Source organism: Bacillus sp. PK6-16 (genome assembly GCF_056530295.1).
The window spans coordinates 181,517-198,976 of record NZ_CP096511.1 but is presented as its reverse complement, the minus strand read 5'-3'; the positions used below and the strand labels follow the sequence as shown (position 1 = coordinate 198,976).

Below are 17,460 nucleotides of genomic sequence, written 5' to 3'. Positions count from 1 at the left end.
GCATCAATATAATTATACCAGTTTTGTAAAATTATCCATAAAATACACAAAAAAAAATCCGTAAAGGCAAAGCCCTTACGGATTTTTTTACTTCATATCGGAAACGTTCAAACGGTTCACAGCACGTTGTAATGCCATTTCTGCACGTTTAAAGTCAACATGTGCTTGTTTATCTTGCAGACGTTGCTCAGCGCGACGCTTCGCTTCATTTGCACGATGGATATCGATATGGTTTGCTTCTTCAGCAGATGATGATAATACAGTCACTTTATCTGGACGAACTTCGATAAAGCCACCGCTTACTGCTACATAATCAGTGTGTCCACCATTTTTCAGACGAACTGCACTAATTTTTAATGGTGCAACAGTTGGAATGTGACCTGGTAAGATCCCCATTTCCCCACTCTCTGCTTTTACACTTACCATTTCTACTTCTTTTTCGTAAACCGGTCCATCAGGAGTTACAATACTGACTGGAAATGTCTTCATACTTCGTCCCTCCTAAGGCCTTACGCCATCATTTTCTTCGCGTTTTCAATAACTTCTTCAATGCCACCTACTAAGCGGAATGCATCTTCTGGAAGGTCATCATATTTTCCTTCTAGAATTTCTTTGAAACCACTAACTGTATTTTTTACAGGTACGTAAGAACCTTTTTGACCTGTAAACTGCTCAGCTACGTGGAAGTTTTGAGATAAGAAGAATTGAATACGACGAGCACGATGTACAACTAACTTATCTTCTTCAGATAACTCATCCATACCTAAGATAGCGATGATATCTTGAAGTTCTTTATAACGTTGTAAAGTTTGCTGTACTTGACGAGCTACTTCATAATGCTCTTCTCCTACGATTTCTGGAGAAAGTGCACGAGATGTAGATGCTAATGGATCTACGGCTGGGTAAATACCCATTTGCGTTAAACGACGCTCTAAGTTTGTTGTTGCATCTAAGTGAGCGAACGTTGTAGCTGGTGCTGGGTCAGTATAGTCATCGGCTGGTACATATACCGCTTGGATAGACGTGATAGACCCTTTATTTGTAGATGTAATACGCTCTTGTAATTGACCCATTTCTGTTGCAAGTGTTGGTTGGTAACCTACCGCAGATGGCATACGACCAAGAAGGGCAGATACTTCAGAACCCGCTTGCGTGAAACGGAAGATGTTATCGATGAACAGAAGTACGTCTTGTCCTTGCTCATCACGGAAATGCTCAGCCATTGTTAAACCTGTTAATGCAACACGTTGACGTGCTCCAGGTGGCTCGTTCATTTGTCCGAATACCATCGCAGTTTTCTTGATTACGCCAGAATCGCTCATTTCGTGGTATAAGTCATTACCCTCACGAGTACGCTCACCTACACCAGCGAATACAGAGATACCACCGTGCTCTTGTGCGATGTTATTGATTAACTCCTGAATTAATACTGTTTTACCTACGCCGGCACCACCGAATAGGCCGATCTTACCACCCTTAATGTAAGGAGCAAGTAAGTCTACTACTTTAATACCAGTTTCAAGAATTTCTACTTTAGTAGATAATTCTTCGAATGCAGGTGCTTGACGGTGAATTGGATCACGGTGTACATCCGCAGGAAGTTCACCATCTAAGTCAATTGCATCACCTAATACGTTGAATACACGTCCAAGTGTTGCATCACCAACTGGTACAGAGATTGCTTTACCAGTATCTTCTACTTCTGTGCCACGAACAAGTCCATCTGTGGAAGACATCGCAACTGTACGAACTGTATCATCACCTAAATGAAGTGCAACTTCAAATGTTAAGTTCATGCTTCCGTTTTCGTTGCTTTGTTTTACCGTAAGGGCATTGTAGATTTCTGGTAGCTTTCCGCCATCAAACTTAACGTCTACAACCGGACCCATGATTTGCGTAACGCGCCCTTTATTCATCGGGTTCCCTCCTAGCTTTCTTTTAATTAGCTACCTCTATCAGAGAGATTAGCTTTTAATTTTTTATTAGTTTAGCTTACGCGACTCTCCTGAAAGAGCCGCTTCCGCTTTTTAATCCTATTCTAACGCTGCTGCTCCACCAACGATTTCCGTAATTTCTTGCGTAATCGCTGCCTGACGCGCACGGTTGAATGAAAGTGTAAGTGAATCGATAACTTCCATTGCGTTGTCTGTAGCACTCTTCATTGCTGTCATACGCGCTGCGTGCTCACTTGCTTTACCGTCTAGTAATGCACCGTACACTAAGCTTTCTGCGTATTGTGGCAATAGTACTTTTAAAATTTCTTCTTCAGAAGGTTCGAATTCATAAGCTGTCGTCGGTTTGTCAGACGCCACATCAGTAAGCGGTAAAATTTTATTTTCCGTTACCTCTTGTGAAATTTTACTTACGTAATGGTTGTAGTAAATGTACAGCTCATCATAAGCACCATCTGCGAACATCGCAATTGCTCGAGAAGCAAGGTCTTTAATATCAGTAAATGATGGGTGGTCAGATAATCCAACTACTTCATCAATAATGTTAAAGCCGCGACGTTTTAAATAATCACGTCCTAGTCGTCCAAGCACAATAATAGAATATTGGTTTGAATCCATATTATGACGTTCACGAATTACGTTACTTACTGTACGTAATACGTTACTGTTATAACCACCTGCTAGTCCGCGATCAGACGTAATAACGATGTATCCTGTACGCTTTACAGGACGCGCATTTAGCATTGGATGATTAATCCCTTTGCTTCCTTGCGCAATGCTCGCTACTACTTCTTGAATCTTTTCCATATACGGAACGAAAGATTTAGCATTTTGCTCTGCACGGTTTAACTTAGATGCAGATACCATCTCCATCGCTTTCGTAATTTGACTCGTTTTCTTTGTCGAGTTAATCTTCGCTTTTATATCGCGTAAAGATGCCACAGGTTTTCACCACCTTTTTTCCGGAAGTTGGCACGATTAGTAAGAATCCTCTTCCTAATCTACGTTGCAAGATATTCTTGCTCATGATTGAAGGAAAAGAATAGGTGCACCTACTCTTTTCCTTTACATGACCTTTAGCAATCTCAGAGCCCGAGATGCCTTTTATATATACTATCTAGCTCCAGCGGCTTGAATGTTCGGTGGCTTCACTTCTTCCTACGAGGCAAACACCGCCTCTTCGTCAGAAGCTCCATCCCCCTCACATTCAGAACGAGCCGCTTCCGCTTTTATTAATCTAGTTCCGCCTCTTAGCCGATGGGGCTGAACAGTCGGCTTCACTTTTTATTATTATTCAGAAGCTACGAATACTTTTTTAAATCCATTGATTGCCGCTGCAAATTTGTCGTCATCCGCAAGTTTCTTAGTTGTGCGGATTTCTTCTAATAAGTCAGTCGCATTAGAATCTAACCAAGCATGGAATTCTTCTTCAAAACGAGTGATATCTACTACTGGGATATCATCTAGGAATCCACGTGTTAAAGCGTAAAGAATGATAACTTGTTTCTCTACACGTAACGGTTTGTGTAATCCTTGTTTTAATACCTCAACAGTACGAGCACCACGGTTTAATTTCGCTTGAGTTGCTTTATCAAGGTCAGAACCGAACTGAGCGAACGCTTCTAACTCACGGTAAGATGCAAGGTCAAGACGAAGTGTACCTGATACTTTACTCATTGCTTTAATCTGAGCAGATCCACCTACACGAGATACAGAAGTACCCGCATCGATCGCTGGACGTACGCCAGAGAAGAATAGGTCAGATTGTAAGAAGATTTGTCCATCCGTAATAGAAATTACGTTTGTTGGGATGTATGCTGATACGTCCCCTGCTTGTGTTTCGATGAAAGGTAGTGCAGTTAAAGAACCGCCGCCTTTTGCATCACTTAATTTTGCTGCACGCTCTAATAAGCGAGAATGTAAGTAGAATACATCCCCTGGGTAAGCTTCACGACCTGGAGGACGACGTAATAGTAATGACAGCTCACGGTAAGCCGCTGCTTGTTTTGATAAGTCATCATATACTACTAATACGTGTTTACCATTGTACATGAACTCTTCACCCATTGTTACACCAGCGTAAGGAGCTAGGTATAATAATGGAGCTGGTTGAGAAGCAGATGCAGTTACAACGATTGTGTAATCTAATGCACCGTGCTTACGTAGTGTTTCTACTACGTTACGTACAGTTGATTCTTTTTGTCCAATTGCTACGTAGATACAAATCATATCTTCATCTTTTTGGTTAATGATTGTATCAAGTGCAACTGCTGTTTTACCAGTTTGACGGTCACCAATGATTAACTCACGTTGACCACGGCCAATTGGTACAAGAGCATCGATCGCTTTAATACCTGTTTGAAGTGGCTCATGAACAGATTTACGATCCATTACACCTGGTGCTGGACTTTCGATTGGACGAGTGTTTGTTGTATTGATTGGGCCTAAACCATCAACTGGTTGACCTAATGGGTTTACAACACGACCAATTAGTTCTTTTCCTACTGGTACTTGCATGATGCGACCAGTACGACGAACTTCGTCACCTTCACGGATTTCTGTGTAAGGTCCTAAAATGATAATACCTACGTTGTTTTCCTCTAAGTTTTGTGCTAGTCCCATAACGCCGTTAGAGAACTCTACAAGTTCACCAGCCATAACGTTATCAAGACCATGAGCACGCGCGATACCGTCACCAACTTGGATAACTGTACCAACATCACTAACTTCGATTTCAGACTGATAGTTCTCGATTTGTTGCTTTATCAGTGCGCTAATTTCTTCAGCTCTGATGCTCATGTGCTTCACCCCTATCTATTCTTCATTAATTCACGCTGAATACGTGCTAATTTTCCTTGTAAACTTCCGTCATAAATGCGATTTCCAATACGTACTTTAATTCCGCCTAGTAAATCTTCATCTACAACATTTTTCACGCGAATTGCATCTTTTCCCGTTCTCTTTGCAAATGCTTCAGCAATGTTAAGCTTCTCTTCTTCTGATAGAAGACGAGTAGAATATACAGTTGCATCCGCTACGTTACGTTCTTCATTAGCAAGAACAACATATTCATCTGCAATTTCAGGTAAGATATCAATGCGTTTGTTATCAATTAAAATATATAACGTATTTAAAATAGATTCAGAAACAGATCCGAATACGTTTGCAAGAAACGTTTTCTTTTGTTCCTTTGAAATGTTCGGTTGCGTTAAAAAGCTATGTAGTTCTCCGTTCTTTACATAAACGTTTTGTACAAGGCGTAATTCCTCTTCAAACATTTCTAATACGTGTTTTTCTTTTGCAATTTTAAAAAGAGCGACAGCATAACGTTTTGCTACAATCCCATTGCTCATCGCGCTTCTCCTACTTCTTTAATATAATCGCGAATTAACTTCACTTGATCTTCTTCTTTTAATTCTTTTTCAATTACTTTAGAAGCAATTTGAACAGATAAAGAAGCGACTTGTTCTTGTAAAGCAGCAATTGCTTGCTCTTTTTCGCGTTGAATTTCTTGTACAGCAGATGCTTTAATTGATTCTGCTTCTTCTTTCGCAGCAGCAACAATAACATCCTTTTGATCTACAGCTTGCTTTTTCGCTCTTTCGATTAACTCTTGTGCTTCAACACGCGATTGTTTTAACATCTCACGTTGTTCTTCTACTAATTTCTTCGCTTCAGCATTATTTCTTTCTGCAGCGTCGATTTCATTAGCAACATGCTCTTCACGTTCTTTCATAATGCCCATTAAAGGACCCCACGCAAATTTGCGTAGCATTACTAATAGAAGTAAGAAAATGAACAATGTATAAGCAATCGTTCCAAATGGAATGGAAGCTCCTAATAATAAAGTTGGCACAAGGATTCACTCCCTTCAAAATATCTAAATTGATCATATGAAAAAAAAAGACATACGTTTCGTTCATAAAGCAATGGCGAAGAAAGTTCGGAAAAACACTCTTCGCCATCTATGTAAGGGGAGTCTCCCTTATTTGTTCATTACGATGAATGCAATAACTACACCGATGATTGGAAGTGCCTCAACTAAAGCAACCCCGATGAACATAATTGTTTGAAGTGCGCCTTTTAATTCTGGTTGACGAGCAACACCTTCGATTGTACGTGATACGATAAGACCGTTACCAATACCTGCACCTAATGCTGATAAACCAATTGCAATTGCAGCTGCGATTACACCTAAACTCATTTAATTTGTCCTCCTTTGTATTATAAAAAAATAAATTTTTTCTTACTTAAATTATATTAATGGTCATGGCTTACTTTATGAGCCATATAAACCATCGTTAACATAACGAAAATAAATGCTTGGATTGATCCAACGAATACACTGAATCCCATCCATGCTAACATTGGTACAAGCGCACCTAATGCCCCAAGGACTGATGCTCCGCCCAACTTAGCAAGTAATCCTAATAAGATCTCACCTGCATAAATGTTACCAAATAAACGAAGACCTAACGTTAATGTGTTAGCAAACTCCTCAATAACCTTTAATGGGAATAAGAATTTCATAGGTTGGAAATAACCTTTTACGTACTCTTTCGTACCCTTCATCTTAATTCCATAATAATGGGTGAGGGTAACTACCATCACGGCTAATGTTAATGTAACTGCTGGATCAGACGTTGGTGATCTCCACCATGCAATATGTTCGCCAGCTTCAGTTGCTGAATACATGAATGGTAAACCAAGGAAGTTCGATACGATGATAAACATGATAAGCGTAACGCCAAGCGTTAAGAAACGTCCACCTGTTTTCCAGTCCATCGTACTATTGATAATCCCTTTCACGAAGTCAAACACCCATTCCATGAAGTTTTGCATCCCGGTTGGGCGAAGAGCTAAGCTGCGAGTTCCGATAACAGCGATTAAGAAAACAATAACTGCTGCTACAGTAACCATCATAACTGATGACAAATCGAACGTTAAACCTAGAAATTCAACTAATTTACCGTGTTCCACTAGTAATTCACCTCTCTTCCCTGCTCTTATACTCTAAATAAAGAAAATCTATGATCATGACAAGGTATCCTGTCAGCAATCCTACACCTAGGCCCCACATCGCGATTAACTCTTGATATTTGGCTGCAAATAAAATTAATAACCCAATCGTGGCGAATCTTGAATATGTACTTACCGCTGTTGCCTTGAACTTCACGTTTTCTCCATTTGTTACGCGATCTAGCAGCTTGTCTGTTCTACGTGCAATGATGCGCAAACTAAGAAAACTGAAAATCGTACCGATAATCAGTCCAAGAAATACATCCTTGTAAGAGGTAAATCCCCATCCTAGCACTAGAAGCGCAAGCAAGTAGTACATATATTTCTTTTGTCTTTGGACAAGTCCATGTACGTCTATCATCATTGCTCTCCCGAATAGTAATGTCGAATGAGTCGAATCATTGCGTATACCCCTGTTCCTAGTCCGAGTAATAACCCTATAATAAGAAACAACGGAAACGTTCCAACCTTATTATCAATCCACTGCCCACCAAAGATTCCAACAAGAATAGAACCGACTAATTGAGCAAGAATACCTGACATTAAAGCATAAGCTTTTATATGGCTGCGATCGTTTTTTTGCAAGGATTCATCCCTCCAATATGTAACCCTCATTCACGATGTGTTAATAATAACTCATTTTTTTGCATAAATCCTATACAAAACAAAAAGTTTACATTTTCGTCACGGAATAGATGTAATTTTGTCACTGAAAGCCCTACCATCTATCCCCGTTGTTAGCATACAATAGGGTATTAACAGTGTCAACGAGAAATCGTAAAAAATCTAAAAATTTGAGTATTAGGCATTTCCTCCCAAAAATGAAAACGTTCCCCTTCTAAATACTGGTTACATATATGCAATTTCTAACAGTTTTCTCTTTATAATAGAAGGAAATGTTCACAAGTTTGTCACTATTATATTTTCGAGATATAACGCTTTTCTTCCATAATATAGTGTTCCTCAGACGTAAGACTTCTATATTATATGTGAGGTGTATGCAACTTATGTTGTATATACGATGTATATTTATCCTCTCCCCCTCCCCTACTTGCTTACAGCAAAAAAGACGAGCTGGGGAATCTCCCCTGCTCGTCAGTTGTCTTACTTCGTTCCGAATAAACGGTCACCAGCATCACCAAGACCTGGTACTACATATCCGTGGTCATTTAATTTCTCATCTAATGCTGCTACATAAATATCAACATCAGGATGTTCTTCTTGTACTACTTTTACCCCTTCTGGAGCTGCAACGATACACATTAATTTAATTTGTTTCGCACCGCGCTTTTTCAGAGAGTTAATTGCTTCAGCCGCAGAACCACCTGTTGCTAGCATCGGATCTAGTACGATAAAGTCACGCTCTTCTACATCCGTTGGAAGTTTCACATAGTATTCTACCGGTTGCAATGTTTTAGGGTCACGGTATAAACCAACGTGTCCTACTTTTGCTGCTGGAATTAATTTCAGAATTCCATCAACCATTCCTAAACCTGCACGTAAAATCGGAATTAAACCAAGTTTTTTACCAGCGATCACTTTTGTTGTCGCTTTGCTTACAGGTGTTTCAATTTCAATGTCCTTAAGTGGAAGGTCGCGAGTAATTTCGAAAGCCATTAAGCTTGCTACTTCGTCCACTAATTCACGAAAATCTTTCGTACCTGTATTCTTATCGCGAATATATGTAATCTTATGTTGAATTAACGGGTGATCAAATACATACAGTTTTCCCATGTGAATCTCTCCTTTAGATGATATTCATGCGTTTGCACGCTTTTTTACACTATTTACGATTGTAAAGAAAACGCTACTAATATTCAAGGGCAAATTTGGCAAAATCATGATTTTACAATGAATCTATCTAGTATCTTTACCAATTATGGGAGCTGTATCCTTCATTATATCGCCAAAATTTATTCATCATTTGTATACATACTTTAAAAATAATATATGTCCAAAAAAAAGACCGCCAAAACAATTAAGTCTCGGCAGTCTTCTTCAATCTATTATAGATTTGGATACATTGGGAATTTGCTAGTTAACGCTTCTACACGCTTACGTACTTCTTCTAACGCAGCTTCATTTTCATGATTTTTTAATGTATAAGCAATAAGTGACGCAATTTCATCCATTTCTTCTAAACCGAAACCACGAGATGTTACAGCTGCTGTACCGATACGTACACCACTTGTTACAAATGGGCTTGCTGTTTCAAATGGAATTGTATTTTTGTTCACTGTAATACCAACTTCATCTAATACGTGCTCTGCTACTTTACCTGTGATTTCTAAGTTACGAACATCAATCAAGATTAAGTGATTGTCTGTTCCACCAGAAACAAGTGTAAGTCCTTCTTTTTGAAGACCTTCAGCTAAGCGGTTCGCATTGTTAATGATATTTTGTGCATATGTTTTGAAATCATCTTGAAGTGCTTCACCAAATGCAACAGCTTTTGCAGCGATTACGTGCATAAGTGGACCACCTTGAATACCAGGGAAGATTGATTTATCAATTTGTTTTGCAAATTGCTCTTCACATAAAATCATACCACCACGCGGACCACGTAACGTTTTATGTGTTGTCGTTGTAACGAAATGTGCATGTGGTACTGGATTTGGATGTAAACCAGCAGCTACTAAACCTGCGATATGTGCCATATCAACCATTAAATAAGCGCCCACTTCATCTGCAATCTCACGGAATCGCTTGAAATCGATAACACGAGGGTATGCACTTGCACCTGCAACGATTAATTTTGGTTTATGTTCTTTCGCTTTTGCTAATACATCATCGTAATTAATACGGTGAGAGTCAGCATCCACGCCATATTCTACGAAATTATATTGTACTCCACTGAAGTTAACAGGGCTTCCGTGTGTTAAGTGACCACCATGAGATAAGTTCATACCAAGTACTGTATCGCCTTGCTCTAAAATCGTGAAGTATACTGCCATGTTCGCTTGTGCACCAGAGTGTGGTTGAACATTTACGTGCTCTGCGCCGAAAATTTCTTTCACGCGATCACGTGCGATATCTTCTACTACGTCTACGTGTTCACAGCCACCATAGTAACGTTTTCCAGGATATCCTTCAGCATACTTATTCGTTAAAACAGAACCTTGTGCCTCCATTACTGCTTCACTTACGAAGTTTTCCGAAGCAATTAACTCAATCTTTGAACGCTGTCTTCCTAGTTCTGCCTCAATTGCAGCAAATACCTTTTCATCTTGACGTTTTAAATGATCCACCAAAATCCCCCTTTTCTGAACGAATTACATCGATTCCCAACAGTTTTTTCTTATTTATTCAGAAAAAACGAAAATTCAGGTTGTAATTCTTTCGAACCTTCATGTTTTCAACTACATTCTAACATGACTTTCTATATCATAAAAGAAAAAAAAGACCGAAAATCGGTCTTTTCTTTCTTCTATTATAAAGTCAGACAACATACCTTTTACCTTATGATAAACAGGTACTATATGACTTCCTAATTTCTCATATTTAACGGCAAGTGGTAGTCTCTTCCACTGCCGCATAGACAGCACGTGCTCCACCAATTAGTTTTCCACGTGTTTTGGCCATCGTTACATGCGCACTTCCAATTTCCTTCACACTTGTACGAACCGGAACAGCTACATGCTTTAAATGCATACCGATAAATGTATCACCAATATCCATTCCTGCATCAGCTTTAATAAACTCAACTACTACCGGATCTTTCAAATTGTGATACGCGTATGTCCCCAATGCACCACCTGCTGATCTAACAGGCGTAACTGTTACAATTTCAAATTGATATTTTATCGCTACTTCTCTCTCAACTACTAAAGCACGGTTTAAATGCTCACAACATTGAAACGCTAATTCAATACCTGTTTGCTCTTGAAATTGTTTTAACTCAGAGAAAATCGCCTCTGCTACTTCCATCGTTCCTGATGTTCCAATTCTTTCGCCTAGCACTTCGCTCGTGCTACAACCCACTACAAAAACTTGACCGCTTTGTAATGAAGCTTGTTCTTGGAAATCAGAAAGCGACATTTGTAGCTGTTCTCTTACCTTTACGATTTCTGTCATTACGCCTCTTCCTTTCACAGGTTGGTTCACCAAATTATATTTCACACTACTGATAGTTAGAATCTATTACTTTGTTTCGTATGTTTTAATTTTTCCTACGCGGTTTTCGTGACGACCACCTTCATAATCAGTTGTTAACCAGATTTTCGCGATATCACGCGCTAGACCAGCACCAATTACACGCTCGCCCATTGCTAGCATGTTAGTGTCATTATGCTCTCTCGTCGCTTTCGCGCTGAAAGTATCATGAACTAACGCACAACGGATACCATTTACTTTGTTTGCTGCGATTGACATACCAATGCCTGTCCCACAAACTAAAATACCACGATCTACTTCACCATTCGCTACCATTTCAGCTGCTGGAAACGCAAAGTCAGGGTAATCAACAGAACCAGCTTCACATTCACAACCTAAATCAATATATTCAATATTTAACTCTTCTAATAAACTTACAAGTTCTTTGCGGATATTCATACCGCCATGATCAGATGCTATTACTACTTTCATTTTTACCCCTCCAAAGTTTCAATCAATTATCTTCATTTCACACTCGCTACCTCATATAGGAAGAAGTGATCTCCAATATCGTATTATACACGAAACATCAACCTACTGAATGTTTTTTCAGTAAAGTTTGTACAAGTTTTTCCATCTCATCTAACGTTTCTTTATAAATAGAAAGCGAGCCTCCAAATGGATCTGAAATGTCCTTGCCTATACCTTCAGTTAATCCATATAACGTATTTAATTTCTTTTCAACGCTCGGATAATGCCCAAGCACAATTTGCTTATGGTTTTCTGTCATCGTTACGACAATATCAGCCCAATCAAGCAAAGTTTCATTTACTTGCTGCGCCGCATGATCAATTGAAATTCCTTTTTCAGCTAAAGCTTCCTTCGCATGTACCGATGCATCGCTCCCAGGATAGGCGAAAACACCAGCAGATTGCACTTCAAACTTATCTCCTCCGTGATGACGAAGCAACGCCTCAGCCATTGGACTACGACATGTATTGCCAGTACAAACAAATAACACTCGTTTCATTCAAACCCACCCCTATATTCGATTTCTTATCATTCATCATAACTTACATTAGAATAGAACAAAAGAAATGTGAATATACAAAAGGCGCATTTCTCTTATATTTTTTCTAAGAAAAATGCGCCTTATCCACATATATGTGAAACCCTATTTCCAAGTGCCTAGAGTATTTTAACATACATACTGAACACGCAACAAAAATAAGGAATCCATTTCATACGAAACAGATTCCTCTTATATTGCAATTATTTCATTGTAACTTTCATTACTTCTGTTGAACCTTTTGTAGCTGCTACGCCTACAGTTGTCTTAATAGACTCAGCTGCATCTGTGTTTGTAATAACAATTGGAGTAATTGTGCTTTTCGCTTTTTCACGGATTAATTCTAAGTCGAATGAGATTAATTTATCTCCAGCTTTTACAGCTTGGCCTTCAGAAACGTGAGCTTCGAAACCTTCGCCTTCCATTTTTACAGTTTCTAATCCAACGTGGATTAAAATTTCTGTACCGTTTTTCGCTTTAATTCCGATAGCATGTTTTGTGTGGAATAATTGTACGATTTCACCATCAACTGGAGATACAACTACACCTTCAGTAGGATCAATTGCAACACCGTCACCCATCATACGACCAGCAAATACTGGATCTGGTACTTCTTCAATATTTTTCACTGCTCCAGTTAATGGAGCTACGATTGTTTCTTCATTTGTTTTTGAACCAAGACCGAATAATTTTTTAAACATAGGATAGTCCTCCTTATAATTTACCTAAAAGTTTATAGGGCAATCCCTAGTAAAACTCGGGATACATGTAAGACTTCATACTTCGAATATTATACTGTAAAAACGCTTTCGAAATAAATTATGTCATTACTAATAGACTCTTATTGTAGCGCTTCACAAAATTCCAGTCAATTCTGATTGTCTGAATAACAATTAGAAGTTAACTTCTATTTATATTTTCTCTTTTTTTACCCAACTTGTCTAGAGGTCTTTACTACATTTTATTTTTTATTGTTAATTTGTAAAATTTAATTCAAACTTTTTTCAAAATCCACTTGACTATAGTAAGTAACTATTTTATTATTACTTACGTAAGGTAAGTTAATAACTTTTAGGAGGTTTTTAAAAATGATGGATTTCGGTCTACTTATTATTCGTCTTATTATAGGAATTACATTCATGGGTCATGGCGCTCAAAAATTATTTGGTTGGTTCGGCGGTTACGGTTTAAAAGGAACAGGTGGCTGGATGGAGTCAATCGGTTTACGTCCTGGTGTATTTATGGCATTTATGGCTGGCGCAACTGAATTACTAGGTGGTTTCTTATTCGCATCAGGTATTTTCATTGTAGTTGGTTCATTATTTATCGTTGGAACAATGTTAATGGCTATCTTCACTGTTCACGGAAAAAATGGTTACTGGGTAACACAAAACGGATATGAATATAACTTAATGTTAATCGCTGTTGCTGTTGGTGTAGCTTTAATCGGACCTGGCGCATACGTTTTACTTTAATTTTTATCTCAAATTTGAGATTCTTGAAAAAGAACTTACTTCATTACAATTGAAGTAAGTTCTTTTTATGAAACAAAATATTATTTCCAGCAGGATTTTCTCATCGTTATCTTGTAAACAAACAATAAGTATTCATATTTAGAAAGGGGATTACAAGCATGTTATCCATTAATCCAAATGAACAAACTGAAAAAGATAATTACAAATTACTTACCGGAAGTATCATCCCTCGCCCTGTCGCATTCGTTACTTCTTTAACAAAAGACGGTGTATTAAACGGCGCACCATATAGTTATTTTAATATTGTCGCTGCTAATCCACCACTTATCTCAGTATCTGTACAACGAAAAGCCGGAGAAAGAAAGGACACTTCCCGAAACGCAATTGAAAAAGGTGAATTTGTCGTACATATTTCTGACGAATCATATGTAGCAGCAATTAATGAAACAGCAGCTAATCTCCCGCCAAATGAAAGTGAAATTGAACTAGCAAAACTAACACCAATTGAAAGTGAAGTCATCTCCGTTCCAGGTGTAAAAGAAGCAAATATTCGAATGGAATGCGTATTAGAACGTGCAATTCCACTTGGTGGAACAGAAGACTCACCAGCTTGTGATCTACTAATTGGACGTGTCGTTCGTTTCCACGTTGCCGAACATCTATATGAAAAAGGGCGCATTCACGCCGAAGGACTCAAACCAATAAGCCGCCTAGCAGGACACAACTATGCAAAATTAGGAGAACAATTTGAATTAGTTAGGCCAGTTTAAAAGCGAAAGCGGCTCGCTCAGAATGGGAGGGGGATGGAGCTTCTGACGTAGAGGCGCTTTTTGCCTCGCAGGAAGACGCGAAGCCACCGACCATTCTAGCCGCTGGAGCTAGATATATCTAAAAGCAGAAGCGGCTCGCTCAGAATCGCAGGGCACTTCAAGCTCTCGACCTTGAAGCGCTTTTTGCTTCATGCGAGAGAGCGAAATGACCGGAGATTCTAGCCGCTGGAGCTGGATAACATCTAAAAGCGGAGGCAGCTAGATTCCTTCCATCACTCAAATATAAAATCCCCTGCTTTTTAGCAGGGGATTTTATCATTGTAATTCTTCCTTCTTTTCCTCTAAAGTAGGCATTTTCTCTTTTTTCGGCTTCCCTAGCTTAATTACGAAGAAGTATAGGGAAAGCAATGTAATAAGAAAAACAATTAAAAACGGGTACGGAGAGTAAAAGGCACGCGCCGCCTCAGTCTTTCCCGCAACAAATTTCAATGACTCAATATCTAAAAACTCAGCAAACATTTGTACACCGAGCATACTAAACCAAAAAACAAAAAAACTAATAATAATACCAAAAACTTGCTTCAATCTCGTCATTCATCTCATCCTTTCTATATCTGTAATTTTTAGCGTAATAAATATAGTACAAACAAAATATTCACAGAAAGGAACTATCTCACCATTCACGAATTAACTTAATCCAACCTAACATCGAAATTTGCAAAATAATACCCCAAATTATAAGTCTTCTTAGCCATCGAGGAAAGAAGGTTAAAAATTTAACATACCATTCCAATAGCTTGTTCATAATTCCCTCCTACATAAAATTATATAGGAAAAAGGATATATAATCCAAACCCAACCAAAATGATACCACCTACTATCTCACCGTATGTACCGAGCATATCTTTCGCATGTCTCCCAATTAATAAACCAATCCACGCTAATAACATGCTAACAAATCCAAACAGTAAAATCGTAATAATTGTCTGTGCCCCATAAATACCAAGACTAAGCCCTACTGAGAAACTATCTATACTGACGCCAAATGCAAATACGAATAAACTAATTCCAATAGGGGCAGTTCTAGTCTCTTCATTTTGTAAAATGGTCGAATATACAATATAAAACCCTAGTCCGATTAATAAAATAGCACCCGCAAAATGTGCGATATCTCCATATTTCTCTGATAAAAAACGACCTAGTACCATTCCTATAAACGGCATAATAATATGAAATATCCCTATCGTCATACCAATATACAGGATTTGTCTTAACTTTAGGGGCATCATCCCCATACCAAGACTCACCGAGAACGCATCCATCCCTAAGGCGAATGCCATAATTATTAAAGGTATTAGCTGTTCAAACGTCATTCATGCCCCTCCTTGGACGTGCTACTTCACAATATGCTTATCCAAGGAGAAATATTCTGTTTGCTAATCTTACCTTATCATTCAATAATAATATGATGTCCTGCCGCTTTTGTTAAACGATTCATAATTGCATTCCCTATTCCTTCATTAGGGAATGACTCACTAAAAATAACATCCACTTCACTTGCATCAAATGTTCTAAGTACATCATATAATTTAGTCGCAACGCTAGCTAAGTCACTTCTAACACCACAAGATAATATAACATCTGCACTATATACATACTGGTACTCTTCTGTCGTTAATACGCCTACTTTAAATCCTTCTTTCTTCTTCTCATCCACAAGATGCTGAATAAACTCACGTGAGCCCTCAACAATACTAAGTGGTGCTTTCGGCGCATAATGTGTGTATTTCATTCCAGGCGATTTCGGTTTTTCCTTCTCATCCTTTAAAGCTGGATCTAAAGAAACAGTACCTATCACCGCTTCTAATTGTTCTTTCGTAATCCCACCTGGACGTAATATTGTTGGAACCGTGCTTGTACAATCAATTACAGTTGATTCAACGCCTACTCCAGTTGCACCACCATCAACAATACCTGCAATCTTCCCATTCAAATCTTCATATACGTGAGAAGCTAATGTTGGACTTGGACGCCCTGAACGATTCGCACTTGGTGCCGCAACAGGTACATTCGCCTCTTCAATAAGAGCAAGTGCAATTGGATGATCAGGCATTCTTACTCCAACCGTATTAAGTCCTGCCGTCACCTTCTCTGAAATTCCTTCTTTTCTCGGCAAAATAATTGTTAATGGTCCTGGCCAAAAATGCGCCATTAACTTCTCTGCAACTGGTGGAATTTCTGTCACAATCCCATCTAACTGAGATTTTGTACCTATGTGGACAATGAGTGGATTATCACTCGGTCTTCCTTTCGCTTCGAAAATTTTCGCGATTGCTTCATCATCCATCGCGTTTGCCCCTAACCCATATACTGTTTCCGTAGGGAAAGCAACCGCCTCATTTTCTCTTAATAATTTTGCTGCTTCTTGTAACTGTGGATAATATTTTTTTCTTTCCACAACATTATCCACAACCCACATATTTGTATGCATTTTTTTCCACGTCCTTTTCTAGCCTTAAATACTTGTCTATTTTTAGTTTACTATGAGATTTATCCAAAAGACAAACAAGGTTTATCCACAAAATGTGGATAAACCCAATTAATCCGTGGATAACTTTGTGAATAGCTGACAATTTAGTATTATTGCATTCTGCTCTTTTATATTTTTACAAAAATGTTCTAGCTGTTGAATTCCCTCTGGAACCTCATCCTTTTCTATAGTAAAAAAGTCAAAGAACTGAAAGATCGGTACAGATTGTGGATGATTTGTTAGTAAGTACAATTGTTGAACACTTTTTTCTTTCATATACTGCAAAAACATTTCAAAAAAATATAAGAAAGTCTGTTTATCCACATGAGGTGTGAATAAACAAGAACGAATAAGTACATCTTCCCCACTTTGTTCATAACCAATTACAGCTCGTATTTCTTCCGCCTCTTCCAAAATCATAAATTGTGCGTACAACTCATTTATTTTATCATCTTTTTTATTAGCTTGTCCGAAAAAAGAATGTAATCTTTCCACATCTGCTTTCGTAGCAAAATACACTTTCTTCATAATAAATCCCTCCTCATTTTTATAT

24 protein-coding genes are annotated in these 17,460 nt (G+C 38.4%); 2 read left to right on the top strand and 22 right to left on the bottom strand.

Annotated features, from left to right (window positions below; genetic code table 11):
- Nucleotides 1-87 precede the first annotated feature (87 nt).
- From atpC to M1D66_RS00860, 17 genes are all read right to left on the bottom strand, one after another.
- Nucleotides 88-489 carry a F0F1 ATP synthase subunit epsilon gene (gene atpC / locus M1D66_RS00940; protein WP_000847211.1) on the bottom strand — a complete coding sequence of 134 codons (402 nt, stop codon included), beginning with the start codon at nt 487-489 and terminating at the stop codon, nt 88-90.
- Nucleotides 490-509: 20 nt separating this feature from the next.
- Complete coding sequence (gene atpD / locus M1D66_RS00935; RefSeq protein ID WP_001032595.1) at nt 510-1,916, bottom strand: F0F1 ATP synthase subunit beta; 1,407 nt, start codon at nt 1,914-1,916, stop codon at nt 510-512.
- 117 nt (nt 1,917-2,033) lie between these two features.
- Nucleotides 2,034-2,894 (bottom strand): F0F1 ATP synthase subunit gamma, encoded by an 861-nt coding sequence (gene atpG, locus M1D66_RS00930; protein ID WP_000157696.1) that lies wholly within the window; start codon nt 2,892-2,894, stop codon nt 2,034-2,036.
- 348 nt (nt 2,895-3,242) lie between these two features.
- The gene (gene atpA / locus M1D66_RS00925) at nt 3,243-4,751 is read right to left on the bottom strand and encodes a F0F1 ATP synthase subunit alpha (protein ID WP_000027512.1); all 1,509 of its coding nucleotides are present in this window, start codon (nt 4,749-4,751) and stop codon (nt 3,243-3,245) included.
- A gap of 11 nt (nt 4,752-4,762) precedes the next feature.
- Nucleotides 4,763-5,305 (bottom strand): F0F1 ATP synthase subunit delta, encoded by a 543-nt coding sequence (gene atpH, locus M1D66_RS00920; RefSeq protein WP_000064683.1) that lies wholly within the window; start codon nt 5,303-5,305, stop codon nt 4,763-4,765.
- Nucleotides 5,302-5,808, bottom strand: coding sequence for a F0F1 ATP synthase subunit B (atpF, locus tag M1D66_RS00915; protein WP_001142624.1), 507 nt, complete (start codon nt 5,806-5,808; stop codon nt 5,302-5,304). The genes atpH and atpF overlap by 4 nt, the downstream gene beginning before the upstream one ends.
- 129 nt (nt 5,809-5,937) lie before the next feature.
- A complete protein-coding gene (atpE, locus tag M1D66_RS00910; protein WP_000052064.1) occupies nt 5,938-6,156 on the bottom strand; it encodes a F0F1 ATP synthase subunit C in 219 nt (72 codons plus the stop codon).
- Nucleotides 6,157-6,212: 56 nt separating this feature from the next.
- On the bottom strand, nt 6,213-6,932 hold the full coding sequence (atpB, locus tag M1D66_RS00905; RefSeq protein ID WP_000399871.1) for a F0F1 ATP synthase subunit A: 720 nt from the start codon (nt 6,930-6,932) through the stop codon (nt 6,213-6,215).
- Between the two features lie 7 nt (nt 6,933-6,939).
- The gene (locus tag M1D66_RS00900; protein ID WP_000567600.1) at nt 6,940-7,332 is read right to left on the bottom strand and encodes an ATP synthase subunit I; all 393 of its coding nucleotides are present in this window, start codon (nt 7,330-7,332) and stop codon (nt 6,940-6,942) included.
- Complete coding sequence (locus M1D66_RS00895) at nt 7,332-7,556, bottom strand: AtpZ/AtpI family protein (protein WP_001171223.1); 225 nt, start codon at nt 7,554-7,556, stop codon at nt 7,332-7,334. The genes M1D66_RS00900 and M1D66_RS00895 overlap by 1 nt, the downstream gene beginning before the upstream one ends.
- Nucleotides 7,557-7,582: 26 nt before the next feature.
- Nucleotides 7,583-7,696, bottom strand: a complete 114-nt coding sequence (locus M1D66_RS00890; RefSeq protein ID WP_000232962.1) for a DUF4024 domain-containing protein — start codon at nt 7,694-7,696, stop codon at nt 7,583-7,585.
- 379 nt (nt 7,697-8,075) lie between these two features.
- A complete protein-coding gene (upp, locus tag M1D66_RS00885) occupies nt 8,076-8,705 on the bottom strand; it encodes a uracil phosphoribosyltransferase (protein ID WP_000517539.1) in 630 nt (209 codons plus the stop codon).
- A 272-nt stretch (nt 8,706-8,977) separates the two neighbouring features.
- Nucleotides 8,978-10,219: a serine hydroxymethyltransferase gene (gene glyA, locus M1D66_RS00880; RefSeq protein WP_000349806.1), complete on the bottom strand. Its 1,242-nt coding sequence runs from the start codon at nt 10,217-10,219 to the stop codon at nt 8,978-8,980.
- A gap of 253 nt (nt 10,220-10,472) precedes the next feature.
- Complete coding sequence (locus M1D66_RS00875) at nt 10,473-11,045, bottom strand: TIGR01440 family protein (RefSeq protein WP_000136386.1); 573 nt, start codon at nt 11,043-11,045, stop codon at nt 10,473-10,475.
- A 66-nt stretch (nt 11,046-11,111) separates the two neighbouring features.
- Entirely contained in the window at nt 11,112-11,555 is a 444-nt protein-coding gene (gene rpiB, locus M1D66_RS00870; RefSeq protein ID WP_000869542.1) for a ribose 5-phosphate isomerase B, read from the bottom strand.
- A gap of 97 nt (nt 11,556-11,652) precedes the next feature.
- Nucleotides 11,653-12,093 carry a low molecular weight protein arginine phosphatase gene (locus M1D66_RS00865; protein ID WP_000832373.1) on the bottom strand — a complete coding sequence of 147 codons (441 nt, stop codon included), beginning with the start codon at nt 12,091-12,093 and terminating at the stop codon, nt 11,653-11,655.
- A 242-nt stretch (nt 12,094-12,335) separates the two neighbouring features.
- Complete coding sequence (locus tag M1D66_RS00860) at nt 12,336-12,833, bottom strand: PTS sugar transporter subunit IIA (RefSeq protein WP_000473665.1); 498 nt, start codon at nt 12,831-12,833, stop codon at nt 12,336-12,338.
- 387 nt (nt 12,834-13,220) lie between these two features.
- Between M1D66_RS00860 and M1D66_RS00855 the strand changes: the two genes are divergently transcribed.
- Together M1D66_RS00855 and M1D66_RS00850 are read left to right on the top strand one after the other, a co-directional pair.
- Nucleotides 13,221-13,607, top strand: a complete 387-nt coding sequence (locus tag M1D66_RS00855) for a DoxX family protein (protein ID WP_000968616.1) — start codon at nt 13,221-13,223, stop codon at nt 13,605-13,607.
- Between the two features lie 158 nt (nt 13,608-13,765).
- Nucleotides 13,766-14,377, top strand: a complete 612-nt coding sequence (locus M1D66_RS00850) for a flavin reductase family protein (protein WP_000949046.1) — start codon at nt 13,766-13,768, stop codon at nt 14,375-14,377.
- Nucleotides 14,378-14,692: 315 nt separating this feature from the next.
- Here M1D66_RS00850 and M1D66_RS00845 read toward each other — a convergent pair whose 3' ends face one another.
- From M1D66_RS00845 to M1D66_RS00825, 5 genes are all read right to left on the bottom strand, one after another.
- Nucleotides 14,693-14,971 (bottom strand): DUF3935 domain-containing protein, encoded by a 279-nt coding sequence (locus M1D66_RS00845; RefSeq protein ID WP_000197472.1) that lies wholly within the window; start codon nt 14,969-14,971, stop codon nt 14,693-14,695.
- A gap of 79 nt (nt 14,972-15,050) precedes the next feature.
- A complete protein-coding gene (locus tag M1D66_RS00840) occupies nt 15,051-15,182 on the bottom strand; it encodes a hypothetical protein (protein ID WP_001037634.1) in 132 nt (43 codons plus the stop codon).
- Between the two features lie 19 nt (nt 15,183-15,201).
- Nucleotides 15,202-15,750 (bottom strand): manganese efflux pump MntP, encoded by a 549-nt coding sequence (locus M1D66_RS00835; RefSeq protein WP_000142475.1) that lies wholly within the window; start codon nt 15,748-15,750, stop codon nt 15,202-15,204.
- Nucleotides 15,751-15,827: 77 nt separating this feature from the next.
- Nucleotides 15,828-16,868, bottom strand: a complete 1,041-nt coding sequence (locus M1D66_RS00830; protein WP_000557361.1) for an L-threonylcarbamoyladenylate synthase — start codon at nt 16,866-16,868, stop codon at nt 15,828-15,830.
- A 108-nt stretch (nt 16,869-16,976) separates the two neighbouring features.
- Nucleotides 16,977-17,435, bottom strand: a complete 459-nt coding sequence (locus M1D66_RS00825) for a GNAT family N-acetyltransferase (protein WP_000758437.1) — start codon at nt 17,433-17,435, stop codon at nt 16,977-16,979.
- Nucleotides 17,436-17,460 lie beyond the last annotated feature (25 nt).